Origin of the sequence: Arthrobacter sp. U41, from assembly GCF_007679325.1 — a bacterium.
Classification (GTDB): domain Bacteria; phylum Actinomycetota; class Actinomycetes; order Actinomycetales; family Micrococcaceae; genus Arthrobacter.
Window position 1 is genome coordinate 1,800,857 of sequence record NZ_VEGI01000001.1, and the last position, 26,308, is coordinate 1,827,164.

The window sequence follows — 26,308 nt, forward strand, 5'->3', positions numbered from 1 at the left end:
AGTTTTTCACGAAACAGAGCAGTGTCAACAAATGTGAGCACTGCTCTTGACTTTCCGCGGCGCAGGCCCCATCCTGTATTCAGAGAGCACTGCTCTCAAGCCGATCTTCGGCTCCCGGCGAGGGCAGAACGTTCCCGGACAGACCGTGCCGACGCCCCACTGACCCGCGAAAGTGAGAACACCGTGTCCCAGTTCAAATCCCCGGAACCGCAGACCCCGGGCCTGTTTGTTGTCAACGGAGCCGGACCGGTGGGCTGGACGGTTGCCGAACAGCTCGCTGCGGCGGGCCACCGGGTGCGGGTGCTCACCCGATCAGGCAGCGGGCCCGATCACCCGCTGATCGAGAAGCAGGCAGTGGACGTGTCCGATCCCGCGCAGCTCGGCGGGCTGTTCCGCGGTGCCACGGCCGTGTTCCACTGCATCCACGGCTCGCAGTACAGCGCGAAGGTCTGGGCGGCGGAACTGCCCGGCGCCGAGCAGGCCGTCCTGGCCGCGGCAGGCGAGGCAGGCGCCGTCGTCGTCTTCCCGGAGAGTCTGTATTCGTACAGCGAGCCTGGCCGGCCGATGACGGAAGAGGGTCCGCGCGAGGCGCAGGGCGGAAAGCGGGGTGTCCGCACCGCGCTGCTGAAGGCCCGGGCGGCGTCCGCAACGGACACCGTGAGCGTGGCGGCGGGCGATTTCTTCGGGCCCAGGGTCCGTAATTCGCACGCCGGCGAGCGGATGGTGAAGCCCGTGGTGGCGGGCAAGTCCCTGATGGTGATCGGCAACGCGGGAATGCCGCACTCTTTCACGTACGTGCCGGACCTGGCCGCGGCCATGATCGTGGCCGCACAGGACCACACCTTGTGGAACACGGTGTGGCACGCGCCCACCGGCCCCGCGCTGAGCCAGCGGGAGATCGCGGCGGCGTTCGCAGCGGCCGCCGGGGCCCGGGCACCGCGTGTGGCCGCCGTCCCGGGCTGGGTGCTGCGGACCATGGGTATGTTCTCCCCCGGAACACGGGAACTGGCGGAGACCCTGTACCAGTTCGAGCGCCCGTTTGTGATGGATTCCCGGGCCAGCGAAGCCGCCCTGGGGCTGCAGCCCACCCCGCTCACGGAGGCAGCCGCCGCCACGGTCGCCTGGTGGGGGGACCAGGAACGGTGACGGCGGCTGCCGCGTGAGTTCCCGCTGGCACGCTTCCGGCCAGCGGAGTTAGCTAGCGGATTCCTGCCTCCGCGGCTTCCGGCTCCGCGGCGGGCAGGGTGCGGGCGGCAGCATCCGCCTCGGGGCGTCCCAGCTTGCTGGGCCACCAGATCCGGGGGCCGATGTCGTAGGCCAAGGCCGGGACCAGCAGGGACCGGACCAGGACGGTGTCCAGCAGAACGCCGAAGGCCACGATGAAGGCCAGCTGCACCAGGAACATGATGGGGATGACGCCCAGTGCCGCGAAGGTGGCCGCGAGCACCACACCGGCGGACGTGATCACGCCGCCCGTGACGCCCAACCCGCGCAGGACGCCGGCCCGGGTGCCGTGCTTCAGGGACTCCTCCCGGACCCGGCTCATCAGGAAGATGTTGTAGTCCACGCCGAGGGCGACGAGGAAGACGAACCCGAAGAGCGGAACCGTGGCGTCCGCTCCCGGGAAGCCGAAGACGTTGTTGAACACGATGGCGGAGACGCCCATCGCAGCGCCGTAGGAAAGCACCACCGAGGCCACCAGCAGCACCGGCGCCAGCACCGAGCGCAGCAGCAGCATCAGGATGACCAGGATGACCGCGAGCACCACCGGGATGATGGTGACGAGGTCGCGCTGGGCGGTGGTGTTCGTGTCCAGGGCGGTGGCGGTCACGCCGCCCACCAGTGCGCCGTCGTCGATCTTCTTGAGGTCCTCGCGGAGGGCCACCACTACGTCTTCCGCCTCGTTGGAGTCCGCGGCGAAGTTCAGCGTGGCGTTGATCAGGACCTTTCCGTCCCGCACCGCCGGTTCCGTGGGAGCCGCGGGAGCGCCGGGAGCAGCCGGCGCGCCGGTGATCGGCACGCCGCCGTCGGCCAGCAGGTAGGCGTCCCCGACGCCGTCGGTCGCCTTGGTCTGTTCCAGCACTTCCTGCGCCTTCGCTTCGTCGGCGACGATCACGGCGGGGCTGCCGGAGCCGGCGTCGAAGTGCCGGGCCAGGGCGTCCTGGCCGTCGACGGCATTGGAGGCGGTGAGGATGACATCGGTCTGCGGGACGCCGTTGGCCTTGAGCTGCAGGACGCCGGCCGAGGCCACGAGGAGCAGCAGGACGGAGGCGATCCAGACGGTCCGGGGCCGGCGGGACACGAGGGAACCGGTGGCGCGCCATACGCCCTTCTGCCCTTCAAGGCCGGTGACGAGTTCAGGCTCGCGCTCGGTCTCCGGGAGCAGCTTGGGCACGAAGGGCCAGAACGCGGCGCGGCCCAGCAGCGCCATCAGCGCCGGCAGCAGGGTCAACGCGGCGAAGAGCGAGCAGAGGATGCCCGCGGCGGCCACCGGTCCGAGGGCCTTGTTGGAGTTGAGGTCGGAGAACAGCAGGCAGAGCAGGGCGATGATGACCGTCGCGCCGGAGGCAACGATAGGTTCCCAGGAATTTTTCCATGCGGTGAGTACGGCTGCCGTGCGGTTGGTGGTGTGCGTCAGGGCTTCCCGGAACCGTGCCACGTAGAGCAGCGCGTAGTCCGTGGCGGCGCCGATCACCAGGATGGACAGGATGCCCTGGCTCTGGCCATTGAGCTGGATCCAGCCCAGTTTCGCCATGCCGAAAACCAGCAGGATGGCGGCGCAAAGGGCGAAGACGGACGTGAACAGCACAGCGATCGGCAGCAGCAACGAGCGGTAGACAATCAGCAGGATCAGGAACACGGCGCCCAGGGCCACCAGCAGCAGGATGCCGTCAATGCCGGCGAAGGCGCTGACCAGATCAGCGGTCAGCCCGGCCGGGCCGGTCACAAAGGTCTGCATGCCCTCCGGGGCGGACGCCTGCACCTCCTCGCGGAGTTCCGCAACCATTTCCTTCACTTCGCCGGCCGAATCGATCGGCACAACGAACTGCACGGCCTTGCCGTCCTCGGACGGGATGGGGCCGATGACAGTACTGCCGGCACCGACGGCCTCAAGATCTCCCTTGAGGGCTGCCACCTCACCAAGCTGCGCCGGGGTGAAGGCGGAGTCACTCTCGATGACAATGACGGCGGGGATCTCATCAGTGTCCCGGAACTTGGCCTGCCAGTCCTGGGCCGCCGTGGCCTCGGCCCCTGCCGGGAGGAAGGACGCCTGGTCGTTCGAGGAGACCTCCTCCAGCCGGCCGAAGGTGGGTCCGCCGATCCCGGCGATGGCCAGCCACGTGAAAACCAGCAGCACGGGAACCAGCCAGCGCAGCCAGAAGGGGACGCGGGCACCGGATCGTGGAGTCTTGTTCATGGTTCCTTCTGGTGTTTGCCTGGGAGGAGTAGAATTGAGTCCATCATAGACTATCTCCACTATGGAGAGATATAGCCGAAGAGTTTTTATGAACGCAGGAATATCGACGCGGAGGTGACCCGCGGATGCGATCTTTGGAGCATTGCGGGGGTGCCTCCGGGTCCGATGCCCCGTGCTGCTGAAGTAAACTCCGGAAGGCGCCGCCAACTGCGGAGCGGGCGTCGCCGGCGACAGGAAGAGGAGGTGCACCGTGACAGCTGATCCGTCGGGCCGCCCCGACTCGTCCGGGCCGCCGCCGCTGGTCCGCCTGCTCCAGGAGTTCAGCCTCGAAGCCAACCGCTATGTGGATTCCGCCGGCGGCCGCAACGACATGCACCGCACGGACCTCAACGCCCTGGCCGTGATCATGCAGCACACCGCGCGGAACCAGATCGTCACGCCCGGGGTGCTGCGCAAGGAACTCCACCTCAGCTCCCCCGCCACCACGGCGCTGATCGACCGGCTGTATAAGTCCGGACATGTGGTCCGGGAACGGCTTGGCACGGACCGCCGCCAGGTCCAGCTGCGGATGACCCCCAAGGCCTACCGCGACGGCGGCGCCATGTTCCTTCCACTGGCCCGCCACATGGACGCCGCCATGGCCGAATTCACCCCGGAGGAGCAGGAGATTGCCACCCGGTTCATGACGTCGATGATCGAGGCGACGGTCAGGGCCGGGCAGGAGGCGGCGCAGCGGCCGTCACCCCAGACGGTACAGCCTCCAGCTGAACCGCAGTAACCACCGTTTCCGGTCGCCCCGCGGGCGGTCTCCTCCGGTCCGCCCGGGCCGCCCAGACTGCCCCCGCGGCCAGGCCCAGGGGGACCACAAGCGCCCAGCCGCTGAAGAGCAGCACGGCCAGCATCACCACGGCGGCCACAATAACGCCGTACCAGGCCGGCGTCCGGGCGGGCAGCAGACGGATCCCGGCCACCAGGCCGAACGCCGTCACGGCGGTGAAGCAGGCCGATGCCGCCCCGATCTGGAACTGCATGTTGCTCAGCCCGGCCGCGGCCGCCCCGAAGGACAGGAACGTCATCGCAGCCAGCAGCCCAAGGCTGGCTCCGGGCACCCGGCCCGGCCCGGCGCCCCGCGCCAGGGCCCGCGGCAGCACGCCGTCGGACGCCAGGCTGGCGCCCAGCCGGCTGGCACCGGCAACGAAGGTGTTGATCGGGCCGAACGTCAGCACCGCGGCGGCGACGGCGGTCAGCGGGGCGGCGAGTCCGCCGAGTCCCTTTTCGAGCAGTTGCGCGATGGGCACGTCGCTGCCGGGGAGGGCCGGTCCCAGTACGGCGACCGAGGCCGCGACGACGCCGATGTACACCACGCCCACCACGATCAGGGTGAGCCAGGTGGCGCGCTTGAGGTCGCGTTCCGGGTTGCGGAATTCGCCGGCAAGGTGTGTGACCGCCTCCCAGCCGGCGAAGCAGAAGAAGAGCAGGCTGGCCACCCCGCCCACGGCCCAGTAGCCGTGCGGCGCGAACGGCGTGAAGTTTTCGGCTCTAGCGAACGGCGCGGCGAGGGCGACCGCCAGCGCCAGCAGCCCGACCAGCAGCACCATCAGCACCAGCTGGATGCCGCTGGACATCCGGATCCCGACGGCGTTGGATCCGAACGCGGCGGCCAGCAGCAGCGCCGCCGCCAGCAGCGCCGTCCCGCGGCCGCCGCCCAGGGCGTGGGCGATGTAGTTGCCGCCGATGACGGCCGTCGCGGGAGCGCCGAAGGGAATGGCGAAGTAGAAGAGGTAGCCGGCCACGGCCGAGGCGCGCCGTCCGTAGGCGCGCGTCACAAAGTGGGCGATTCCGCCGGCGTCGGGCTGCTGGCGGCTCATCTCCGCGAAGCTGAAGGCAACGGGGGTGCAGAACACCAGCAGCAGGGTCCACGCCAGGAGCGACGCGGGGCCGGCCTCTTTGGCGGCGATCGCCGGGAGGACCAGGATGCCGGAGCCCAGGATCGCCCCGACATAGATACCGGTCGCCCGGAACAGCCCGAGCCCTGCCTGCTTGCTGCTGTTGATGTTCACTCCTCTAATCATCCGCACCATGGCCCCGGGCAGAAGCAGCAAAACAGACGGGCAGGCATGAATTCCTGCCGTCTTCCTTCCGGCTGTTTCCCCCGGTTCCGCGGATTTTCCGGCGCGCGGCGGTAGCGTTTCATTATGAGTGCGCAGCAGCCTGAAGATGTGTACAGCCACGGCCACCACGAGTCGGTGGTCCGCGCCCACGCCTCGCGGACGGCGGAGAACTCCGCGGCCTTTGTGATCCCGCACCTCATCCCCGGAGCCTCACTGCTCGACGTCGGCTGCGGACCGGGCAGCATCACATGCGATTTCGCCGGGCTCGTCTCCCCCGGGAAAGTCACCGGCCTGGACCGCTCGCCTGAGGTGATCAGCCACGCGACTGCCCTCGCGGCGGAGCGCGGCGTGCCGAATGTCGAGTTTGTGGCCGGCAACATCTACGACCTCGACTTCGCGGATGAAACCTTCGACGTCGTGCACGCCCACCAAGTGCTGCAGCACCTCACGGACCCGGTCGCCGCCCTCCGGGAAATGCGCCGCGTCGCCAAACCCGGCGGGATCGTGGCGGTGCGCGACGCCGATTTCCACGGCATGAGCTGGTTCCCGGCCGTCCCCGAGCTGGATGAATGGATGGAGCTCTACCAGCGCATTGCACGCCGCAACGGGGCCGAGCCCGACGCCGGCCGCCGCCTGGTTTCCTGGGCCCAGTCCGCCGGATTCACCGACGTCGCACCCTCCAGCAGCAACTGGCTCTACGCCACCGGCCAGCAGCGCCGTTGGCAGGCGCGGGTGTGGGGCGAACGGGTGCTGCACTCGGCCTTCGCGGACCAGGCGCTCGAGTACGGTTTCGCCAACGCCGCCGATCTGGCCCGGATATCGGCCGGCTGGCACCGCTGGGGCTCCACGGAAGACGGCTGGTTCCTGATCCCCAACGGCGAGGTCATCGCCCGGGCCTGAGCTGCCACCCCGGCCAGCCCGGCGGTGCCGCCCGGAATGTGACGCGACTATGTCCCTCCTGCCGGAACTCCCTGCCGCCGCAGGCGCTGAACTCGCCGTAAACTGGCTCCGTGCAACCCTCCCTTTGGCTGGCCCTGGCGGGCGCCGGCGTCCTGATCAGCTTCACGCCCGGCGCGGGCGCCATCAACACCATGAGCAACTCGCTGAACTCCGGTTTCCGGCGTGCCATCTGGGGAATCCTGGGGCAGCAGGCGGCACTGATCGTGCACGTTGTGATCGTCGCCTTGGGCGTCGGCGTCCTGGTGGCCAGCTCGCCGTTCGCCTTCAACGCGATCCGCTACGCCGGCGCGGCCTACCTCGTCTACCTAGGCATCCAGCAGTTCCGGCGCAAACCCGACCTGGACCAGGAGAAGGCCGCCGCGCTGCGCAATGAGCCGGGCCTCTCCATGTTCCGCCGCGGCCTGTGGGTCAACCTGCTGAACCCCAAGGCGATCGTGTTCTTCCTGGCTTTTATGCCCCAGTTCATCCGCCCGGAGGAACCGCTGCTGCCGCAGTACCTGGTCCTGTCAGCCACCGTGGTGGTGATCGACATCCTGGTGATGTGGTTCTTCTTCGCAGCCGCGGCCAAGTCCTTCCAGCGTTTCACACACGATGCCCGCGGACAGCGGATCCTCAACCGGACGTTCGGCGTGCTGTTTATGGCCGTCGGCGTGATGCTGGCCCTCATCCACTGACGCCCCCGGCCGCAGCCCCGCGTGACAGGCCCGGAATATAAGTGTGACAAGCTTGTAATGTTCACGGTCCGGAAACTAGCCAAGGGGAAACCGCATGATTCATGATTGCACTATGACATCACCGCCGAGGACCCCAGCGCCGGGGACCTCACGGCCGAACCAGTACCGGATCATCGCGGTCTGCACCGGCAACATCTGCCGGTCGCCGATGGCTGAATTGATGCTGGCGGAGGCCCTGGCCGCCGCAGGCCTGGCCGGCGCCGTCGTGGATTCAGCCGGAACCACTTCCTACGAGGTGGGCCGGCCGATTGATCCGCGGGCCGCCCGCAAGCTCACCGCCCACAGCATCCCCTCGGACCACCATGTGGCGCGCGAGTGGCGCACGGAATGGTTCCACAACCGCGACCTCATCCTCGCCCTGGACGTGGACCACTTCGGCTGGCTGCAGCAGGCGGCGCCGGACCGCGCATGCCTGTCCAAGATCAGGATGCTGCGCAGCTTCGATCCGGCCGTCGCCGGCAAGGACGCACTCGACCAGGGCATCGAAGACCCCTGGTACGGCGGCCACGCGGACTTCGACGTCACGTGGAACCTGATCCACGCGGCGCTTCCCGGGATCGTGGCGCACGTCCGGGCCGAGCTCGCCGTGCTCCGGCGGCCGGACGGGCAACATCCCGGCAGTGATCAAGCCCATGATCAACCCAATGCAGGGCAGCCGGTACGCTCTACTTCATGAGTCCTGCACCCGTCATCATCGCCATCGACGGACGCTCCGGCGCAGGCAAGACCACCCTGGCGATCGAACTGGCGGCACGGCTCCGCGAGCACCACAAGGTGTCCCTGTTTCACCTCGAGGACATCTACCCCGGCTGGAACGGGCTCGCCGCCGGCATCGAACGCTACGCCTCGACCGTCCTGGCCCCGCTGCACCGTGGCGAGCCGGCCGAATGGGTCAGCTGGGACTGGGCCGCGCATTACGACGGCGATACCCGCACCACCCGGCCCGCCGAAATCGTCCTGGTGGAAGGTGTTGGCGCGGCCGCAGCGGCCGCCCGTCCCTACCTGTCCGCGGTCATCTGGGCCGATTCCCCCGAACAGGACCGGCGCAGCAGGGCCCTGGCCCGGGACGGCGACAGCTACGCACCCTACTGGGAAGAGTGGGCCGCCCAGGAAGAGGAGTGGCTGGCCGTGGACGACGTTCCGGCCCGGGCCGATGTCCGGGTGCTTAACCTGGCCGACGGCGCCGCCCCGGCGGAAGTGCTCCAGGCCCTCCAGTACCTCCCGGCTTTGTCCACGGTGATGCTCCCGGAACTCGCCGCCCGCCGCGGCCTGGAGGTCCGCGCCGAACGGATCACAGCCGCGCCGGACCCTGCCCGGCTGTTCGAGTCCCTCTACGGCCGCTCAGCCAACGCCGTCTGGCTCGATTCGTCCCTGCCGCCGGACGCCGGCGCCGCAGCGGAACGGAGCCGGTTCAGCATCCTGGCCGACGACGGCGGCCCGTTCGGCCAGTCGGTCCGGCACGCTGCGGGCAGCACCCAGGTGACGGTCGGCAACGCCGCTGTCACGACGGAGGAGCCGTTCTTCCGGTGGCTCGACGGCGTCTGGGGCGGCCGCACCGTCCACGGCCCCGAGGGGTACCCCTGCGAGTTCACCCTGGGCTGGATCGGTTATCTCGGCTACGAGCTCAAACGCGAGACCGGCGGCAGCGACGTCGCGGCTGAATCCCCTGACGCCTGCCTGCTGTTCGCCGGGCGCGCCGTGGTGCTGGACCATGTGGACCAGACGGTCTGGCTGCTGGCGCTGGACACGCCCGACGCCGGGAACTGGCTCGCGGCCGCCCGTACCGCCGTCACCGGGGCCTGCGTCAGCGCCGGCGTCGGCGTCGAACCGTCCGAATCTTCCGGGCCGGGCACGGGCGCTCGTACTGGCCCGGACTTCACCGCGCGGGACTCGGAGGTCGCCTACAAGGCCAAAATCAGCGAGGCCCAGTACCAGATTGCCGAAGGCAACACCTACGAGGTTTGCCTGACCACCGCACTGACGGCAGAACTTCCGGCCGCGGCCCTGGACCCCCGGCAGGCCTATCTGGCGCTGCGCCGGAGGAATCCGGCCCCGTTCGCCAGCTATCTGCGCTTCGGGGACCTGACGGTGGCGAGCACCTCGCCCGAGCGGTTCCTGCGGATCGCGTCCGACGGCGGGATGCGCGCCGAGCCGATCAAGGGCACCCGGCACCGGGATTCGGACCCCGCGCGGGACGCGCAGCTGCGGCAGGACCTCGAGTCCTCCCCCAAGGACCGGGCCGAGAACATCATGATTGTGGACCTGCTGCGCAACGACCTCAGTCACTTCGCCGTGCCCGGATCGGTGTCCGTCAGCCGGCTCTGCGCGATCGAAAGCTACGCGACTGTCCACCAGATGGTGAGCACCATCGACGCCCGGCTCCGGCCGGGGATGCCGCGGGCCGAGGCCGTCGCGGCATGCTTCCCCGCCGGCTCCATGACCGGCGCCCCCAAGGTCAGCACCATGGCCATCCTGGACCGGCTGGAGGGCGCGCCGCGGGGGGTGTACTCCGGCGCGATCGGCTATTTTTCGCTCAACGGCGCCACCGACCTCGCCGTCGCAATCCGGACCCTGGTGCTCAGGCAGCGGGCCGGCGGCGGCACCGGGCTCAGCCTCGGCGTGGGCGGGGCGATTACGGCAGATTCCTCGCCGCAGGAGGAGTACGAGGAGATCCGGACCAAGGCCTTCGGGGTCCTCTCGGCGCTCGGCGCGGAGTTCCCGCCCGGCTGACGGCAACCCCGTCACCGGGCTGACCAGTGCAGCGCGGGCGCAGCGCGGCTACTGCAAGGTGGCCGTCAGCCGGGCCACGTTGTCCACGTATTTGACCCCCATGGGCCGTTTCATCCAGTCCTCGAGGGTCAGTTCACGCGAAATGCCCCGGTAGGTGTCCTCCACCGCGCTGATCCGCCGCACGATGTCCTCCCCCAGGAGCATCACCGAGACCTCGAGGTTCAGCGAAAAGGAGCGCATGTCCATGTTGCTGGACCCCAGCACCGCCACCTCGTTGTCGATGGTGAAGTGTTTGGCGTGCAGCACAGACGGGGCCTTGTACAGGTAGATCCGGACCCCGGCCTCGAGGAGCGCCTCGTAGTACGACTGCTGGGCGTGGTGGACCAGGAACTGGTCGCCTTTTTCCGAGACGAAGAGTTCGACGTCGACGCCGCGCTGCGCCGCCGTCGTCACCGCGTACAGCAGCGAGTCATCCGGGACGAAGTAGGGGCTGCAGATCGAGATCTTGTGCTGCGCCGAGTAGATGAGCGTGTTGAAGAGCCGCAGGTTGTTTTCCGTGATGAAGCCCGGGCCGCTGGGCACCACCTGGGCCGTGATGTTGCCGGCGTGCAGTTCGGGACGGTGCGCCAGCTGCTCCTCAAGCGACTCGTCGGTCTCGCTGAGCCAGTCCGTGGCGAACACGACGTTGAGCGTGGTGACGATCGGCCCCCGCAGGCAGGCCATCAGCTCGACCCATTCGCGGCCCACTTTGCGGTGCCGCGGGTTGTTGTAGGAGGGCTCGATCAGGTTCTGCGAACCGGTGAAGGCCACCTCGCCGTCGATCACCATGATCTTGCGGTGGTTGCGCAGGTCCGGCCGGCGCCACTGCCCGTGCACGGGCCGCAGCGGCAGCATGGGACGCCAGCGGATCTTGCCGGCCTTGAGCCGGGCGATCAGCTTGCTGTAGCCCTGGATGCGCAGGGTCCCCAGGTGGTCGAACAGGAGGCGGACCTCGACGCCGCGCTCGGCGGCCTCTTCCATTGCGGTCAGCAGATCGTCCGTGATGTGGTCCGAGCTCAGGATGTAGAACTCGGCGTTGACGAAAGACTTTGCGTCACGGACTGCCGCCGCCATCGCCTTGATCGAGTCCGGGTACCCGGGCAGGAGCTCCACGGAGTTGCCGTCCACCATCGGCAGCGAGCCGAGCGTCTTGTTCAGTTCCGCCGCGGAGCCCACCCACTCCGGGCCGTCGTAGCGGCTCTCCAGCATGGCGAGGTCGGAGGTGCCGGCGCGCACGCGGGTGTTCACTGCGTCCTGCTGCGCCCGGCGCTTGCGGGAGAGGCGGAAATTGCCGAAGAGCAGGAACAGGACCAGGCCTACGGCCGGGACGAAGAAGATGATCAGCAGCCAGGCCATGGCCGTGGTGGGACGGCGGTTTCCCGGGATGATGCCGAGGGCCAGCACCCGGATGGCGAGGTCCACCACGGTCAGGATCATGATCACCCAGGACGGCAGCGTTTCCGCCAGCGAAAATGGCCACAGCACAGGCGAACCCCTCAAGCTCCAGACCCGCGGAACAGTTCCGGAACGGGCAACCGTCAAATCCTAACCCGTTGCCCGCCGCACTAAGCTGAAGCCATGACTTCTCCTGCTGCCGCTTCCTCCCCCGCCACGGTGCTGGTCTTCCTCGACCCCGCGTTCCAGGACGGCCGGCTGGCCGATGCGTCCAAGCCGCAGCTGATGGCGACGGACCAGGGCGCCACCCGCGGCGATGGTGTTTTCGAGTCGCTACTGGCGGTGGGCGGGCAGCCCCGCAAGCTCCAGGCGCACCTGAACCGCCTGGCCGGGTCCGCCCGGCTGCTGGAGCTGGACATCCCGGCGGAGGAGTCCTGGCGCCGCGCCATCACAACGGCCATCAGCGAATACCGCGGCCAGCACGTGCCGGGGTCCGTTGAGAACGACGAACTCGTGGTGAAGCTGCTGGTGACCCGCGGCGTCGAAGGATCCGCCGCGCCCACCTGCTGGGTCCAGACGTCCGCCCCCGGCCCCGCCGGGCGACGCCAGCGCGAGACCGGCGTCGATGTCATCCTGCTGGACCGCGGCTACGACAGCGAAGTGGGCGAGCGGGCGCCGTGGCTGCTCCTGGGCGCCAAGACCCTTTCCTACGCGGTCAATATGGCGGCACTGCGGTACGCGCGTGCCCAGGGTGCGGACGACGTCATCTTCACCTCCGCGGACGGCCGGGTCCTGGAGGGTCCGACGTCGACCGTGCTGCTCGCGCACCTGGAGACCACCGACGACGGCGCCGGCGGGGTCCGCACCATCCGGCGCCTCATCACCCCCCAGCTCGACAGCGGGATCCTGCCCGGCACCTCGCAGGGTGCCCTGTTCACCGCGGCCAAGGCCGCTGGCTGGGAGCTGGGCTACGGCCCGCTGGAACCCCGCGACCTCTACGACGCCGACGCCGTCTGGCTGATCTCAAGCATCCGGCTGCTGGCGCCCGTCAACCACATCGACGGCAAGGAAATCGGCACCCCGGAGCTGCGTCGTCAGCTCACCGCCGAGCTCAACGCGCTCTACGCCACGATCGAGTAGCCCCGCGACCCGGGTGTCAGCCCTTGGCGAGTGCTTCGTCCACGAGACGGGCCAGGTCCTCTGACGCATCCGCGGTGAGCCCGGTGCCCGACGCCACGGCCGAGGCGGACAACGTCCCCTTGGTTCCCATGACCACTACTGTCTTCATCGTCTGCCCGGAGGGCAGCGTCTGGGTGGACAGGGAGCTGAACGAATTGTCTCCGGCTGTTTGCACGTCCAGGACTTCGGTCTTGGTGGTGATTTTCTGGCCCTGGAGCTCCAACGTGAAGTTGGAACACTTCGCGCTGTTCATCTGGGAGGCCTCGACGTTGCTGCTCAAGAGCTCCGGGTCGGTGACCGCCACGAGGGTGAGCACTGTGATGGCTTCCTCCTTGGCCGATTCGGAGCCGCCGGCGGCGTAGGTGCTGCCCTCGGGAATCTGCGCGCTGCTGTCGGCAAGGGCGCCGCATTCCGCCGGAGTGATCTTGGCGGCGGCCATCATCTCGCGGGCCGATTCAATGCCCTGGTCCAGCTCGCTTGCCGGAACGGCAGCCAGCGGCTGCCCTGCGGCGTCTTTCAGCCCGGCGATGATCGCGGCCAGCTCCTTCTCCGCGTACGCCTTCGGCGTGGGAGTCGGTGTGGCGGAGGGGCTCGCGGCCGGCGAGGCCGCCAGCGATTCCCCCGAAGCCGGCGAGGACGAGCCCCCGGCGGCAGACGGCGAGCCGCAACCGGCGAGCGCCAGCGTTGTCGCGAGAAGGAGCGCGGCCGGTGTGATGCTTCGAAGATTCATGGAGGTCCCCAATTCCTGTGTGATGTGGTGGTGCACCGCTCCCAGACGCGATAGGCGAGAGCCTACGACATCCGTTGCGGGAAGGGAAAGACAAACGCCAGCAACGACACGCCCGTCGGGCCGGCTAGCCCCACGCCGTCCGGAGTGCCGCCCAGGCGTCGTCGTCGAGCATGCTGGACGGAGTGACCGCGACGGCGGTCGCCCCGCCTGAGACGGACGCCGCCAGCCCGGCGGCCAGGTCCTCGGCGGAGATGCTGCCCGTCGTCGCCCACATGCCGACGGACATAACGAACTCGGGAGAGCGCTTCGCCATCGCCCGGGCCACTTCGGCGGAGTATCCGGGTTCCTTGCCGTTGAGCCCGAAGTAGTTCCACACCACCAGCCGGTCCGCGGCCGAGGCCAGGAGGCCGTAGTCATGGCCGCTCTCCCGGCGGTCGCCGGCCGGATCGTCCCACGGAGCCCGGACGTCCATGTCCAGGGTGGCCCCGTTTTGATGTGCCGCCGCCGCGGCCTTCGCCACCACGGAGGCCAGCGCCCCGGAGCGCCACGCCGCGATGCTCGGATGTCCGGCGTCGATGTCCCCGTTCGCCAGCCGGGGCCAGTCGGTGGTGCCGCTGGCCAGCATGTAAGAATCCCGGTCGTCGCCCCCGTAGGTGTTGTTGTCGAACATCAGCTCGGTCAGGGCCACGGCGTCCGGCCGGTAGCGTTTGGTCACCTCGGCCACGAACTCCACCAGCCGTTCCCCGACGGGCCCGGTGGTGAGGGCGGTGACGCTGGCAAAGTCCGTGGACCGGGTGCCGTCGAAGTTGATGCCCGCCAGGCCGGGGCTCGTGCTGATCCAGCCCGGGATCAGCAGGTCCACGGTTAGGGTGACTTTCCGCTTACTGCCGTCGCTGCCGGTTCCGAGGGCTTTGATCGCCTCGGCGACGTGGTCCCGGCCCGGGACCGCCTCCAACTCCGGGTGGACGGCCCAGGGGAAGGCCGTCCAGTCCAGCCGTCCGACGCTGATGGTCACGCTGTTGGCGTTGACCTCGTCGAGCCTCGTGGCCAGCGCCGGCAGGGTGTGGGCGGCATCGACGACGGTCTCGTAACCGACGCCGACGGTCCGTTCCGCGGCGGGCGAGGCGACCGCCGCCGGCTGCTCCTGCGGCCCGGAACACGAGGTCACGGCGAGCGCCAGCACGGACAGGAGACCCACAACCCCTCTCAAGCCCGGACTTTCGCGCGTGGCGCCGGGACGTTCACGCTGACAATCCCGGTCCGGGTGAGCTTGTTCCAGCGGGCTTCCTTCCTGCGCAGTTCCTGGCTGAGGGCGGCGACCATCGTCAGGCTGGTGAACACGGAATACAACGGGATCAGCGGCAACACCCAGAAGTGCCGCAGGTCTTTCCACGCCCGGTTCATGCCCAGGGCGCAGACCGACAGGACGAGTGTCACAATCAAGCCGAGCCAGCCCAGGAACGCCCAGGCATCGCCGCCGAGCGGGCTGTAGCCCAGGGCGAGGAGGAACGTCAGGTCCAGGAGGACCAGGATCTGGACCACGGGCAGGACCACCATGGTGATGGCGTTGAACAGCAGGTAGGCGCCGAACCTGCCGTGCCGGAGATTGCCGATCATGCCCTTGTGGAGAGCCATGGTCTGCAGCAGGCCGCGGGCCCACCGGACCCGCTGCCGCCACAGCGCTCCGATGGTCGACGGGGATTCGGCATAGACCAGTGCCCGCGGCGTGAAGACAACGCGGTAGCCCGCCTTGTGCACCCGCCAGGTCAGTTCCAGGTCCTCGCCCACGGTGTCTTCGCGGAACGGCCCGATTTCCTCCACAACCCTGCGCGGGAATGCACCAATGTTGCCGGAGACGATGGGCAGGCATCCGATGACGGTCAGTGCGCGCCGGACCATACCGGTGCCGATGTGGCTGATGAAGGCCAGCATCCGGGTCTGGGCCCGGTTCAGGTTCACCGGCCGGTCATCGCCGCAGACGGCCCCGGTGCGCCCGTCCTCAAAACCCTGGAGCATTTTCTCTACGGTGTACCGGGAGAAGATGCCGTCCGCGTCCACGAACATCAGGACGTCGCCCGATGCGTTGCGGATGCCCAGATTCAGGGCCGCTCCCTTGCCTGCGTTGGCCTGGGTGAGGACCCTGATCCGGTAATCCCCGGCGGCGAGGCCTGCCATCAGCTCTGCCGTGTTGTCGGTTGAGCCGTCGTCCACCAGGATCACCTCGTAACGGTCATACCGGGTGAGCTGGATCGATCGGACGCAGTTCTCGATCACGGTTGCCTCATTGTAGGCGGGCACGATGATTGACACGCTGGGCCATTCATCGTGCAGTGTGGGGGCTTCCCGCCGCCGCCGCCTGGCGGCACGGATTTCAAACCAGACGGAGAGCGGCAGCACCAGCAGTTTGACGAGTCCGAAGAACAGGATAGGCAGGCCCAGCACCAGGAGCAGGAGCTGCGCCCCGGGGAGGGCTGGCCCGAAGGATGATTCAAACCAGGACATTGGCGTACGCTCCTGTGCTTTGCCGGAAGGATGCCGGATTGAAGGATGGGAGGGCGAAGGACGCCAGCACGGCGTCAAGCAGTTCGGGGGCGCGCGCGCTGTTCGCGCCGAACCGGGCGTTCACCTCCAGCACCACGGGGGTCCCGTCCGCGCGGCGGCGAACGTCCACGTCCACCGGGCCGGTGAGGCCCAGTGCGCGGACGGCGGCGAGCGCCACATTGCCGACGTCGACCGCTTCGCCGGCGTCGGCCCGGCGGGTGGCTACGGCGTTCCCGACGTTGCCTTGCGCCAACTCCGTTTTCTCGACCACGACGACGAACGGTGCGGCGCCGTTATGCGCCGGCGTGCCGAACACCATGGGTCCGTACTCGGCCCCGGGGATGAACTCCTGAACGATCTGCCCGGCCGGGAGACGGTGCCAGTCCACCTCCGTGCCGGCGTCGATGACGGCCACGCCGCGCCCGCCACGGGACACCCGGGGCTTGACGACCACGGGTCCCCCCAGCGCGGCCATGGCTGCCTTCGCGTCGGCATAGTCGCCGGGCACCCCGAAACGGGGCACCGGGACTCCGGCCGAGTGCAGCTGCCAGGCGGTGAACAGCTTGTCGTCGGCGAGCGCCACCGGACCGGGGTCCCCGATGATCACGCGGACCTCCGCCCCGAACGCCGCCCGGTACGCCGCAAGCTGAGGGAGTTCCTCGCTCACGGTGGGAATGATCATGTTGATGCCCTCCTGCACGACGATCCTGCGGAGCGCCGAAACCAGGTCCGGGTCCGAGGCGGGAGGGACGGGAACGACCGTCAGGCCTGCGCCGGCGGGAAGCTCGCGGATGTCGGTGCCGAGGACGGGGATGCCGCGGTCTTTCAGCTGGGCGGCAATGGCGCGGCCCGCGGGCCCTCCCGCGCCGGTGACCAGGACGCGGGGTTTCACAGCTTCTCCAGTTCCGTGTTCAGCAGACGGATGGGCTCATAGGCTTCGGCGACCCTGCGGCGGGCCTGCCCGCCGCGGAAGGAGGCGATGCCCCGGACCCGTTCGGGGGTCATGTACGGCTTGGCCAGCTGGTCGCTGTGCATCTTGACCGCCTGGACCTTGGCATCCATGTAGTCGTCAATGTCGACGAAAACGCTCGGATTGAATTCGCGCGTCGCTGAAGGGCTTTCGTAGCAGAGAATCGAGTGATGCTGGCGGGCTGCCCGGAGTGTGGCCTGGTGGACGGCCTGGTGGTCCTGGTGCTGGTCATGGTTGGAGTGAGTCAGGATGATGTCGGGGTTATAGCGGGCGATCGCCGCCTCGATGACACCAACCATCTCCTGGCTGTGCCGGGTCAGTTCCGTGTCGGTGAAATTGTGGTGGGCCATCCCGGTGAGGCCCATGAACTCCGCGCCGCGCTGCGCATCCAGCGAGCGCTCCAGGGCGTCACCGCCGCGCTTGCCGTCGCTCATGACGAGTCCCTGGACCTCGTGCCCGGAGTCCACGAATTTTGCCAGGGTTCCCCCGCAGGCCAGTTCAAGGTCGTCCGGATGGGCGCCGATTGCCAGGACACGGCGGGGCTGGCGGGCCGGGACTCCCCCGGTGCGCAGGGCCGTCATGACCACGCCCAGTGCCGCGAGGCCGCCGACGGTTGCAGTGAAGTTCGCGGTCCGCCAGAACTGCGATGCCTCGAGGAGGAAGCAGGCAAGATTCGTCATGAGCAACGTGCCGCCCACAACGAGCGAAACCTGCCGCAGCAACTCGGGCCGGCGCAGCCGGCGGTGGAACCAGGAGCGGCCGACGGCGGCAGCGACCAGGAATGTGATCAGAAAAACAATCAGCAAAACATATATCGAGACCATGGAAATCCAATTCCTTCGTAGAAGTACCGGCAGCCCTCAGCGCTGACCGGGAATAAAGCGACAGAACGTCAGATAAGGCCGCGGGAAAGAGCCGGGCATGGGTGCGGAAGGTGGACCGTTCGTGGAGCAAGTCCAGGGCGTCTCCGGCAGGGCGCAGGCCGGCAATCAGCGCAGCCGCAATCGGCGGCACTTGCACTTCTGGGCGTTGACCATCGCTTATGTTGCACAGCGCGATTGCCCCCCGGCATGTTGCGTGGCATGTGAGACTTTCTGGAGACCTTGGACCTGCTCATCAGTAAAGTCGAGTCCTCTATCAGTAGGCCCGAGTAGGCGCTACTCGAAACTTTTTGGTTTTGAATTCAACAAGTGGACGGGTAGTACTCGCATTCATTAATTCGACTACCCGGAGTGCCCTATTCCTGCCCCAATTCCCTGCCGGGGGCGCCGTGTAAGTCCCTGCGATGCGGCGGATCCCGTTACCCCACATGACGTCCGCGGCGGTGCGGGCCGGCGTTCCAGGTGTTACGTTTTTTGTGAGTAATGAGAACCGGCACCAAGCCCTGACTGGCCGGTCGGCAACCCTCCCTTTCGCGGCGGGGTGCCTCAGGTGAATACTCGGCATATCGACCATTCGAGCTGCAAGCGTGAAAGAAGGAGTTCCGTCGTGCCTGACGCGTCCGCACCCGCTGTCCCCACCACAGCACCCACTACAGCACCCGCCCCATCCCCCGCCGGTGCCGACGGTGCCGCCGAAGAGAGACTGGCGTACCGCCTGTTCACCGGCCCCGATGACCGGGCCTTCTGCGAGCGGGTCTCGGCCGCCCTCGCCGAGGGCTACGTGCTGCACGGCAGCCCGTCCGCCACGTACAACGGCATCAACGTCATCGTGGCCCAGGCCGTGGTGCTGCCGGCCGCGGTGGCCAGCGCCGATGCCGCCGTCGCCAACGCCGTGGATGACCTTGAGTTCGACGGCGAGGGCCACGCGTGAGCTACGCCGGGGACCTTAGCCCGCACGAGGCCTGGGCCAAGCTGGAGGACGGCGCCATCCTGGTGGACGTCCGCACCGAAGGCGAATGGGCCCACATTGGCATCCCGGAAACCCCGGCCGCGGGCAGCACGCGGAACGAGCCGCTTTTCATCCAGTGGAACCTGGCCGGCGGCGTCCCCAATGCGCGGTTCATCGAACAGCTGAAGCAGCAGGCCCCCGCCGGCGAAGGCACCGAACTGGTTTTCCTGTGCCGTTCCGGCGCCCGGTCCATCGCCGCCGCGATCGCCGCAACGGACGCCGGTTTCACGTCCTACAACGTTTTGGAGGGCTTCGAGGGCGAGCCGGACCGGCACGGCGGGCGCACCGTTAACGGGTGGAAGAACCGCGGCCTGCCCACCAACACCGGAAAGCACTAAGTGACCTTCAACCCTGACGCCGCCGGCTGGAGCGCCGACACCCAGGCCGTCCGCGGCGGACTCGACCGCACCGGCTTCCAGGAAACGTCCGAGCCCGTGTTCCTGAACTCCGGCTTCGTCTACGAATCCGCGGCCGCCGCCGAGCGCGCCTTCACCGGCGAGGACGAACGCTTCGTTTACTCCCGCTACGGCAACCCGTCGGTGGCCACGTTCCAGGAACGGCTCCGGCTGCTCGAAGGCACGGAGGCTTGCTTCGCCACTGCCTCGGGCATGTCCGCCGTCTTCACCGCTCTCGGCGCCCTGCTGGCCGCCGGGGACCGGGTAGTCGCGGCCCGCTCGCTGTTCGGCTCGTGCTTCGTGATCCTCAATGAGATCCTGCCCCGGTGGGGCGTGGAGACAGTCTTTGTGGACGGACCGGACCTGGCGCAGTGGCGGTCCGCGCTGTCGGAACCCACGACGGCGGTCTTCTTCGAGTCGCCGTCGAACCCGATGCAGGAAATCGTGGACATCGCCGCCGTGAGCGAACTGGCGCACGCCGCCGGGGCGACGGTGGTCGTCGACAACGTCTTTGCCACGCCCCTGCTGCAGCGTTGCGGGGAACTCGGCGCGGACGTGGTGGTCTACTCCGGCACCAAGCACATCGACGGCCAGGGCCGGGTGCTCGGCGGCGCGATCCTGGGCACCAAGGAGTTCATCGAGGGCCCGGTCAAGCAGCTTATGCGCCACACCGGCCCGGCGCTCTCGGCCTTCAACGCGTGGGTGCTGACCAAGGGCCTGGAGACGATGGCCCTGCGCGTCAACCATTCCTCCGCCTCCGCGCTGCGGCTGGCGGAATGGCTCCAGGAGCAGCCCGCGGTGGGCTGGGTGAAGTACCCGCTGCTGCCCTCCCATCCGCAGTACGAACTTGCCGCCCGGCAGATGAAGGCCGGCGGAACCGTGCTGACCTTCGAGCTCGCCCCGTCCGCCGGGCGGTCCGCGAAAGAGGCCGCCTTCGCGCTGCTGGATGCCCTGCGGATCATCGACATCTCCAACAACCTGGGCGATTCGAAGTCCCTCATCACCCATCCCGCCACCACAACGCACCGCGCCATGGGGCCGGAGGGCCGCGCGGCGATCGGGCTCAGCGACGGCGTGGTGCGACTGTCCGTGGGACTCGAGGACATCGATGACCTCATCCGCGATCTGGGCCAGGCGCTCAAGCAGGTCTAGGCGCGGCTGGCCCCGCCCAGGGACGCATCCTGGCCGGCCTCCACGGCGGCACTTCCCTCCGTGGTCACCTCGACGGCCCGTTCGACGACGGCGGCCAGCCCGCCTGCGTGGAATGGCTCCCGCTGCAGGTGCGAACCTGTGCCCTCCGCCAGGATCCGGCCGACGCCCTCGCGGACCAGTTCCAGCTCGCCCTGCTCCTCCAGCACGGGTGCCACGAAGTCCACGAGGGCATGGACCACGTCGGCGGCCGGGGCCGGGGTGAAGGTTCCGAAGTCCAGCAGTTCCCCGCGCAGACCGCAGTTGCTGGCCTGCCAGGCAGCCATCCGCAGCAGCAGCGTGGGCACGGGGGCGGGATCGACGCCGTCGTTCCATTCCCGGGACGCCGACTCGACGAGCGCGCGGACCAGCACCGCGATGAGCGCCGCGTCCTCGGCCCGCAGGCAGACGTCGGCGACGCGGATCTCCACGGTGGGATGCTGCCGGGCCAGCCGCGCGTCGAAGTAGATCATTCCCTCGTCCATGAGGACGCCGCTTTCCACGAGCCGGGTCACCAGCCGCCGGTAGGCGGGCAGGCTGCCGAAGATCATGGTGGGCCCGGACCCGGGCCAGCGGTTCCAGGCCTGCGTCCGGTAGCTTTCGAATCCTGTTTCGGCGCCGTTCCAGTACGGGGAGTTCGCGCTGAGGGCTATCAGCACGGCCAGCTTGTCCCGGATCCGGTCCATCACGGCCACCCCTTCCTCCGGCGAGTCCACCAGGGTGTGGACGTGGAGGCCGCAGGTCAACTGGTTCCGGACTGTGAGCCCGAAGCGCTGCTGCATGGTCATGTAGCGGGGATTGGGTGTCAGGTGCGTGGCGGCGCCCTGGGGGGACGTGGCGAGCGCCGCGACGCGGCCGCCGTGCGCGCGGGCGGCGTCGTCCGCCCGCGCCCGGCCCTGCCTGAGCTGCCGGAGGAGTTCCGGGTAATCCAGGCAAGGCCGTGTCTGGGTTTCAATTTGCTCGAGCTTGAGCTCGTAACTGAAGTCCGCTCCGCCGTCGTGGACCGGTTGCTGCCCCGGGAGCAACAGGGCGGCGTCCTGCTTCGGCGGCACCAGGCCGGGCAGCATAACGTCGGCGAGGGCAAGCAGCATCCCTGTTTCGGGATCCACAATGAGCAGTTCTTCTTCCACGCCGAAAGTGCGCATGACTCTATTGTGCGGCAGGATCGGGCGAAACGCCCGTGGTCATTTGACCCGGTCGGATGCGGAAGGACCCCGGGGCGTCATTCAGCGCATTCAGTCTTGGAAATACTCGATCTTCGCGCCGATGGTGTTGAGCCGCTCGGCCAGGTCCTCGTAGCCGCGCTCGATCACGTAGATGTTGCGCAGTTCCGAGACGCCTCGCGCCGCGAGCATCGCCAGCAGCAGGCAGGCCGCCGGGCGGAGTGCCGGCGGGCAGCCGACCTCGGCCGCACGCCACTTGGTGGGTCCGTTGACGTAGATCCGGTGCGGGTCCAGCAGCTGCACCCGGGCGCCCAGCTTGTTCAGCTCGGTGAGATAGATCGCGCGGTTGTCGTAGACCCAGTCGTGGATCATCGTCTGGCCCTGGGCATTGGCGGCGATGACGGCGAAGAAGGGCAGGTTGTCGATGTTCAGCCCGGGGAAGGGCATCGGGTGGATCTTGTCTTCCGGGGCGCGCAGCGCGGAGGGCTTTGTGGTGACGTCCACCAGCCGGGTGCGCCCGTTGCGGGCCAGGTATTCACCGGACACTTCGAGCCGCTGGCCCATCTGTTCCAGCGTCGCAAGTTCGATCTCCATGAATTCAATCGGGACGCGGCGGATGGTGACTTCCGAGTCCGTGACGATCCCGGCGGTGATCAGGCTCATCGCCTCGATCGGGTCCTCGGAAGGGAAGTACTCGATATCGGCGTCGACCGCGGGGCGGCCGGTGATCTTCAGCGTGGTGGTTCCAACGCCCTGGATCCCGACGCCGAGCATCTGCAGGTAGAAGCAGAGGTCCTGCACCATGTAGTTGGGGCTGGCGTTGCGGATGATGGTGGTGCCGCTGCGGTGGGCGGCGGCCATGATGGCGTTTTCGGTGACGGTGTCCCCGCGTTCGCTGAGCACGAAGGAACGGTCGTGCCCGTCCGACGGCGGCGCCTTCACGGCGTAGTAGCCGGACTTCGCGTCGACGCTGAGGCCGAACTGGCGCAGCGCCTGCATGTGCGGCTGCACGGTACGGGTGCCGAGGTCGCAGCCGCCTGCGTAGGGCAGCCGGTATTCGCTGGATTCGTCCAGGAGCGGGCCCAGCAGCATGATGACGCTGCGGGTCCGGCGGGCGGCCTCGACGTCCATCGAGTCCAGGTCCAGCACGGCGGGGCGGCGGATCTGCAGGTCGTTGGCGTTAAGCCAGGTGCACTCGACGCCGATGCTGGTCAGCACCTCGACGATCCGGTTAACCTCTTCGATCCGGGCGAGCCGCCGCAGCGTGGTGGTGCCGCGGTTGATCAGGCTGGCGCACAGCAGGGCGACGCCGGCGTTCTTGCTGCTGTTCACATCGACGGCGCCGGACAGGGTGCGGCCGCCCTCGACCCGGAGGTGCGTCATGGCGGGCCGGCCCACTTTGACGATGCTCCGGCCGAAGATGGACTCCAGTCGCTGGATCATTTTCAGGCTCAAATTCTGCTTGCCTTGTTCCATCCGGGCGATGGCGCTCTGGCTGGTTCCCAGCTCGGCAGCGAGCTGCCCCTGGGTCCAGCCCTTCTGGCCGCGGGCGTCGCGGAGCAGGGCGCCGACGTGTTCAGCAGTCTCTTGAGTCATCCCAAGAAAATATCACGCATGATTTATTAACCCCGGGATTCCCGCCGGAATGCCGTTAATCTCACACAAATACCCGCACCGTGCGATAAGGGCCGCTGCTGCCGGTCAGTTCCAGACCATGTTCCAGGTCCCCGCCGCCAGGGCAGCAGCCACTGCGGCGCCGGCTATCAGCAGCCCGCCCAGGAACACCCACACGTCCAGGCCGCTGAAGACCGACGTCCGGGCCCACGTGCGGGGACCCCCGCCGAAGCCGCGCGCTTCCATGGTGACCGCCAGCCGGGAGGCCCGCCGGACGGCCTGCACCAGCAGCCCGAAGCTCTGCCCCAGGGTGGCCCGCATCCGCTGCAGCGGGTTCCCGTGGGACCCCACGCCGCGGGCGCGCCGGGCCATGCCGATGGTCTGCCACTCCTCGGCCATCAGGCCCACCAGCCGCATCGCGGCCAGCGTCCCCAGGACAAAGCGGTGCGGAAGCTTCGCTTTCTGCGCGAGGGCGTCGGCCAGGTCCGTGGGATCCGTGCAGCTCATCAGCAGCACGGCCGGCAGCGCGATCGCCAGGCCGCGGAGCATAAAGCCGAGCCCGAGTTCCAGGGAACCCTCGCTGATGGACCAGATCCTGGCGTCGAACAGGATGGCCCCGCTGTCCGGGGCAAGAATGGTGGTGCTCCAGCCGCCCAGGGCAGCGGCGAGGATCAGCGGCCAGCCGCGGTGCCAGAGCAGTCCGACGGTCAGTCCGGCCAGCGGAAGTAGCGCCAGCTCGAAGGCGAGCGCCACGGAGGCGGACACCCAGTCGATGGACAACGCCAGCACCATCGTGATGAGCATAACGGCGGCGAATTTCGCCAGCGGGTTGGCGCGGGTCAGGACGGCATCGTTGCCGCGCAGGGTCAGTTCCTGCCTCATGGTGCTGTGACCTTGCCAGGTTCCGGTTGTTCCCGGTCCCGGTGGCCCGGGGCGCGGAAGCTCAGCTCGGTGCCGCCCAGGACCTCGCTGAATTCGGCGTCGTGTGTCACCGACACGACGGCGGTGCCGTCGTCGAGCAGTTCCGAGAGGAAGGAGGCGAGCTCCGCCCACGTGTTGGCGTCCTGGCCGAAGGTGGGTTCGTCCAGGACCAGGACCCGGGGGTGGGCGGCGAGCACGGTGGCCACGGACAGGCGCCGCTTTTCCCCGCCGGAAAGGGTGTAGGGGTTGGCGTCCACCAGCTCCGTCAGCCGGAGCCGTTCCAGGAGTTCGTCGACGCGTTCCTCGCCGCGGCCCAAGTGCCGGGGACCGAACATCAGCTCGTCCAGGACGCGTCCGGTGACGAACTGGTGCTCGGGTTCCTGGAAGACGGTGCCGATTCTGGCGATCAGCTGCTGCGCCTTCCACCGGTAGGGATCGATGCCGGCGCCCGCGCTCAGGTCCAGGGTGGCGGACACCTTTCCGGAGACCGGCGCGAGCAGGCCGGCGAGGGTCAGCGCGAAGGTGGACTTCCCCGAACCGTTGGGGCCAGTGATGGTCAGCGCCTCGCCGGCGCGGACCCGGGCGGTAATTCCGGACTGGACGGGCTCCGGTGGAACGGGACGGAAGCCGCCGCGGAGACCGGCCCGGCGCGGCCGCTCGCGTGAGACAGCTAAGTCCTCGGCGGCGAGCAGCAGCTGGCCGGCGGGGCCAGCCACGGTGCCGGCGGCGGAAGCCGGGCCTGCGGACCGTGCGCCGCGCGCCCGGGTAACCGGCACGTAGCCGGGAACCCAGACGCCGGCCGCGGTGAGCATGTCCCGTGCCTGCGCCAGGACCTGGTCCGGCGGCCCGTCGACCAGTACGGCGGAGTCCGTGGCGGATCCCGGCTGCAGCACCACGATGCGGTCCACGAGGTCCTTCCAGACCGCGACCCGGTGCTCGACCACCACCAGGGTGGCCCCCGTCTTCTCCAGGCAGCGGCCGACGGCGTCCCGGACCTCCAGGACACCGGCGGGGTCCAAATTGGCCGTGGGCTCGTCGAGCAGGATCAGGCCCGGCCGCATCGCGAGGATGCCGGCGAGCGCCAGCCGCTGCTTCTGCCCGCCGGAGAGCGCCGACGTTGGGTGGTCCAGCGGCAGCTGTCCCAGCCCGACGTCGTCGAGCGCTTCGGCCACGCGGGACCAGATCTCCGCCGGGGGAACAGAGAGGTTTTCCGCGCCGAACGCGACGTCGTCGCCGAGGCGCGAGAGCACTACCTGGGTCTCCGGGTCCTGCTGCACCAGCCCGGCACGGCCGCGCCGGGCCCGGGGCGGGGCGCCGTCGATCAGCAGGCTGCCGGTCTGGTCCGAGTCCTCAGGAGAGCCGCCGGCAGCACGGTCAGCGCCGCCGCCCGCAGCGTCGGCGCCGTCCGCGGAGCTGTCGCCCAGCACCCCGGCCAGGGCGTGGAGCAGCGTGGACTTGCCGGCGCCCGAAGGTCCCAGGAGCAGCACACGCTCCCCGGGCCGGATGTCCAGGTCCAGTCCGCTGACCGCGGGCCGGGGCCGGCCGGCATGCCGCCAGCCCCAGCCGCGTGCGGTGATCGCGGCCGGGCGGACGCTGCCGGCGGACGTGTTGAAGGCAGGCATCAGGAGAAGACGGGCTCCGTGGCCGCCTTGCGGGAGGCGAAGGAACTCAGCACACCGGTCCTGGCCAGGCCCCGGGTGGCGAGCCAGGACAGCCCTCCGGCGATCACAGCGCCGGAGATGGCAGTGAAGATGATGTACGCCAGCTTGTCGCCGCCGGCGTAGGCGATGTTCCAGCCCCAGGGCATATATGAATCGTTCAGCCCGCAGAACAGGCCTGCGCCGGCCCCGGCCAATAGGGATACGGGCAGGTTGAACTTCTTGTACATAAATGCGGCGAAGACCAGTTCAGCGCCCAGTCCCTGCAGGATCCCGGAAAGGAGCACCGTGGTGCCGTACTGCGAGCCCATGATCAGCTCGCCGGTGGCGGCGACGGTTTCGCAGAACAGTGCGGCGCCCGGTTTGCGGATGATGAGCATGCCCAGCACCGCCGGGATCATCCAGCCGCCGGCGTACAGTCCGGTGAGCGGCGGGTAGAAAGCATTAACGGGAGCGGAAATCAGGTTGGCGCCCTGGGACCAGGCCCAGAAGATCACGCCGCCGGCCACCGCGATCAACGCGGCCACCACAATGTCCACCACACGCCAGTTGTAGCTGCGTTTGGTGCGTGCCTGCCGGGCAGCAGATGCAGCAGATGTATCAGTCATGTCGTCCTCCTGAGGAACAGGAGGGGAGAGTGCCCGCCGGCCGCGGCTTCCGCCGTCGCTCCGG

The 26,308-nt window shown here is 68.7% G+C and carries 23 protein-coding genes and 1 riboswitch; of the genes, 10 read left to right on the top strand and 13 right to left on the bottom strand.

Going from position 1 to position 26,308, the window contains the following annotated elements; translation table 11 throughout:
- Window positions 1-222 precede the first annotated feature (222 nt).
- Window positions 223-1,146, top strand: a complete 924-nt coding sequence (locus FS787_RS08420; RefSeq protein ID WP_144672065.1) for an NAD-dependent epimerase/dehydratase family protein — start codon at window positions 223-225, stop codon at window positions 1,144-1,146.
- Between the two features lie 52 nt (window positions 1,147-1,198).
- On the opposite strand, the gene FS787_RS08425 is transcribed toward FS787_RS08420, so the two are convergent.
- Complete coding sequence (locus tag FS787_RS08425; protein ID WP_144671710.1) at window positions 1,199-3,418, bottom strand: MMPL family transporter; 2,220 nt, start codon at window positions 3,416-3,418, stop codon at window positions 1,199-1,201.
- A 250-nt stretch (window positions 3,419-3,668) separates the two neighbouring features.
- On the opposite strand from FS787_RS08425, the gene FS787_RS08430 reads away from it, so the two are divergent.
- Complete coding sequence (locus FS787_RS08430) at window positions 3,669-4,196, top strand: MarR family winged helix-turn-helix transcriptional regulator (RefSeq protein ID WP_144671711.1); 528 nt, start codon at window positions 3,669-3,671, stop codon at window positions 4,194-4,196.
- On the opposite strand, the gene FS787_RS08435 is transcribed toward FS787_RS08430, so the two are convergent.
- Window positions 4,126-5,478 (bottom strand): APC family permease, encoded by a 1,353-nt coding sequence (locus tag FS787_RS08435; protein WP_260982455.1) that lies wholly within the window; start codon window positions 5,476-5,478, stop codon window positions 4,126-4,128. The two genes, FS787_RS08430 and FS787_RS08435, sit on opposite strands and share 71 nt — an antisense overlap.
- Window positions 5,479-5,613: 135 nt before the next feature.
- Here FS787_RS08435 and FS787_RS08440 point away from each other — a divergent pair, with 135 nt between their 5' ends.
- The 4 genes from FS787_RS08440 (at window position 5,614) to pabB (ending at window position 9,953) form a co-directional block, all read left to right on the top strand.
- The gene (locus tag FS787_RS08440) at window positions 5,614-6,429 is read left to right on the top strand and encodes a methyltransferase domain-containing protein (protein ID WP_144671713.1); all 816 of its coding nucleotides are present in this window, start codon (window positions 5,614-5,616) and stop codon (window positions 6,427-6,429) included.
- A 110-nt stretch (window positions 6,430-6,539) separates the two neighbouring features.
- Complete coding sequence (locus FS787_RS08445) at window positions 6,540-7,163, top strand: LysE family transporter (protein WP_144671714.1); 624 nt, start codon at window positions 6,540-6,542, stop codon at window positions 7,161-7,163.
- Between the two features lie 112 nt (window positions 7,164-7,275).
- Window positions 7,276-7,899, top strand: a complete 624-nt coding sequence (locus FS787_RS08450; RefSeq protein WP_144671715.1) for a low molecular weight protein-tyrosine-phosphatase — start codon at window positions 7,276-7,278, stop codon at window positions 7,897-7,899.
- The gene (pabB, locus tag FS787_RS08455) at window positions 7,896-9,953 is read left to right on the top strand and encodes an aminodeoxychorismate synthase component I (RefSeq protein ID WP_144671716.1); all 2,058 of its coding nucleotides are present in this window, start codon (window positions 7,896-7,898) and stop codon (window positions 9,951-9,953) included. The genes FS787_RS08450 and pabB overlap by 4 nt, the downstream gene beginning before the upstream one ends.
- A 48-nt stretch (window positions 9,954-10,001) precedes the next feature.
- On the opposite strand, the gene cls is transcribed toward pabB, so the two are convergent.
- Window positions 10,002-11,429 (bottom strand): cardiolipin synthase, encoded by a 1,428-nt coding sequence (gene cls, locus FS787_RS08460; protein ID WP_186329145.1) that lies wholly within the window; start codon window positions 11,427-11,429, stop codon window positions 10,002-10,004.
- Between the two features lie 141 nt (window positions 11,430-11,570).
- On the opposite strand from cls, the gene FS787_RS08465 reads away from it, so the two are divergent.
- A complete protein-coding gene (locus FS787_RS08465; RefSeq protein ID WP_144671717.1) occupies window positions 11,571-12,527 on the top strand; it encodes an aminodeoxychorismate lyase in 957 nt (318 codons plus the stop codon).
- Window positions 12,528-12,543: 16 nt separating this feature from the next.
- Here FS787_RS08465 and FS787_RS08470 read toward each other — a convergent pair whose 3' ends face one another.
- From FS787_RS08470 to FS787_RS08490, 5 genes are all read right to left on the bottom strand, one after another.
- Window positions 12,544-13,296, bottom strand: coding sequence for a hypothetical protein (locus FS787_RS08470; RefSeq protein WP_144671718.1), 753 nt, complete (start codon window positions 13,294-13,296; stop codon window positions 12,544-12,546).
- Window positions 13,297-13,420: 124 nt separating this feature from the next.
- Entirely contained in the window at window positions 13,421-14,506 is a 1,086-nt protein-coding gene (locus tag FS787_RS08475; RefSeq protein WP_186329115.1) for a hypothetical protein, read from the bottom strand.
- Window positions 14,503-15,798, bottom strand: coding sequence for a glycosyltransferase family 2 protein (locus tag FS787_RS08480; RefSeq protein ID WP_144671720.1), 1,296 nt, complete (start codon window positions 15,796-15,798; stop codon window positions 14,503-14,505). Before FS787_RS08480 ends, FS787_RS08475 begins: the two co-directional genes overlap by 4 nt.
- The gene (locus FS787_RS08485; RefSeq protein WP_144671721.1) at window positions 15,785-16,729 is read right to left on the bottom strand and encodes an ATP-grasp domain-containing protein; all 945 of its coding nucleotides are present in this window, start codon (window positions 16,727-16,729) and stop codon (window positions 15,785-15,787) included. The genes FS787_RS08480 and FS787_RS08485 overlap by 14 nt, the downstream gene beginning before the upstream one ends.
- Window positions 16,726-17,631: a PIG-L deacetylase family protein gene (locus tag FS787_RS08490; protein ID WP_144671722.1), complete on the bottom strand. Its 906-nt coding sequence runs from the start codon at window positions 17,629-17,631 to the stop codon at window positions 16,726-16,728. The genes FS787_RS08485 and FS787_RS08490 overlap by 4 nt, the downstream gene beginning before the upstream one ends.
- A 536-nt stretch (window positions 17,632-18,167) precedes the next feature.
- Window positions 18,168-18,282, top strand: a riboswitch (SAM riboswitch).
- A gap of 109 nt (window positions 18,283-18,391) precedes the next feature.
- Between FS787_RS08490 and FS787_RS08495 the strand changes: the two genes are divergently transcribed.
- The 3 genes from FS787_RS08495 to FS787_RS08505 are packed head-to-tail and all read left to right on the top strand — an operon-like array spanning window position 18,392 to window position 20,244.
- On the top strand, window positions 18,392-18,619 hold the full coding sequence (locus FS787_RS08495; RefSeq protein WP_260982481.1) for a DUF1737 domain-containing protein: 228 nt from the start codon (window positions 18,392-18,394) through the stop codon (window positions 18,617-18,619).
- Window positions 18,616-19,035, top strand: a complete 420-nt coding sequence (locus FS787_RS08500) for a rhodanese-like domain-containing protein (protein ID WP_144671724.1) — start codon at window positions 18,616-18,618, stop codon at window positions 19,033-19,035. The genes FS787_RS08495 and FS787_RS08500 overlap by 4 nt, the downstream gene beginning before the upstream one ends.
- Window positions 19,036-20,244, top strand: coding sequence for an O-succinylhomoserine sulfhydrylase (locus FS787_RS08505; RefSeq protein ID WP_144671725.1), 1,209 nt, complete (start codon window positions 19,036-19,038; stop codon window positions 20,242-20,244). It begins immediately after the preceding gene.
- Here the strand turns inward: FS787_RS08505 and FS787_RS08510 are convergent.
- The 5 genes from FS787_RS08510 to FS787_RS08530 form a co-directional block, all read right to left on the bottom strand.
- Window positions 20,241-21,425 carry a glutamate--cysteine ligase gene (locus FS787_RS08510; RefSeq protein WP_144671726.1) on the bottom strand — a complete coding sequence of 395 codons (1,185 nt, stop codon included), beginning with the start codon at window positions 21,423-21,425 and terminating at the stop codon, window positions 20,241-20,243. The two genes, FS787_RS08505 and FS787_RS08510, sit on opposite strands and share 4 nt — an antisense overlap.
- A gap of 90 nt (window positions 21,426-21,515) precedes the next feature.
- Complete coding sequence (locus FS787_RS08515; protein WP_144671727.1) at window positions 21,516-23,039, bottom strand: UDP-N-acetylglucosamine 1-carboxyvinyltransferase; 1,524 nt, start codon at window positions 23,037-23,039, stop codon at window positions 21,516-21,518.
- Window positions 23,040-23,144: 105 nt separating this feature from the next.
- Window positions 23,145-23,939, bottom strand: a complete 795-nt coding sequence (locus FS787_RS08520) for an energy-coupling factor transporter transmembrane protein EcfT (protein ID WP_144671728.1) — start codon at window positions 23,937-23,939, stop codon at window positions 23,145-23,147.
- Window positions 23,936-25,600 (bottom strand): ABC transporter ATP-binding protein, encoded by a 1,665-nt coding sequence (locus tag FS787_RS08525; RefSeq protein WP_144671729.1) that lies wholly within the window; start codon window positions 25,598-25,600, stop codon window positions 23,936-23,938. Before FS787_RS08525 ends, FS787_RS08520 begins: the two co-directional genes overlap by 4 nt.
- A complete protein-coding gene (locus FS787_RS08530; RefSeq protein ID WP_144671730.1) occupies window positions 25,600-26,244 on the bottom strand; it encodes an ECF transporter S component in 645 nt (214 codons plus the stop codon). The genes FS787_RS08525 and FS787_RS08530 overlap by 1 nt, the downstream gene beginning before the upstream one ends.
- Window positions 26,245-26,308: the final 64 nt, after the last annotated feature.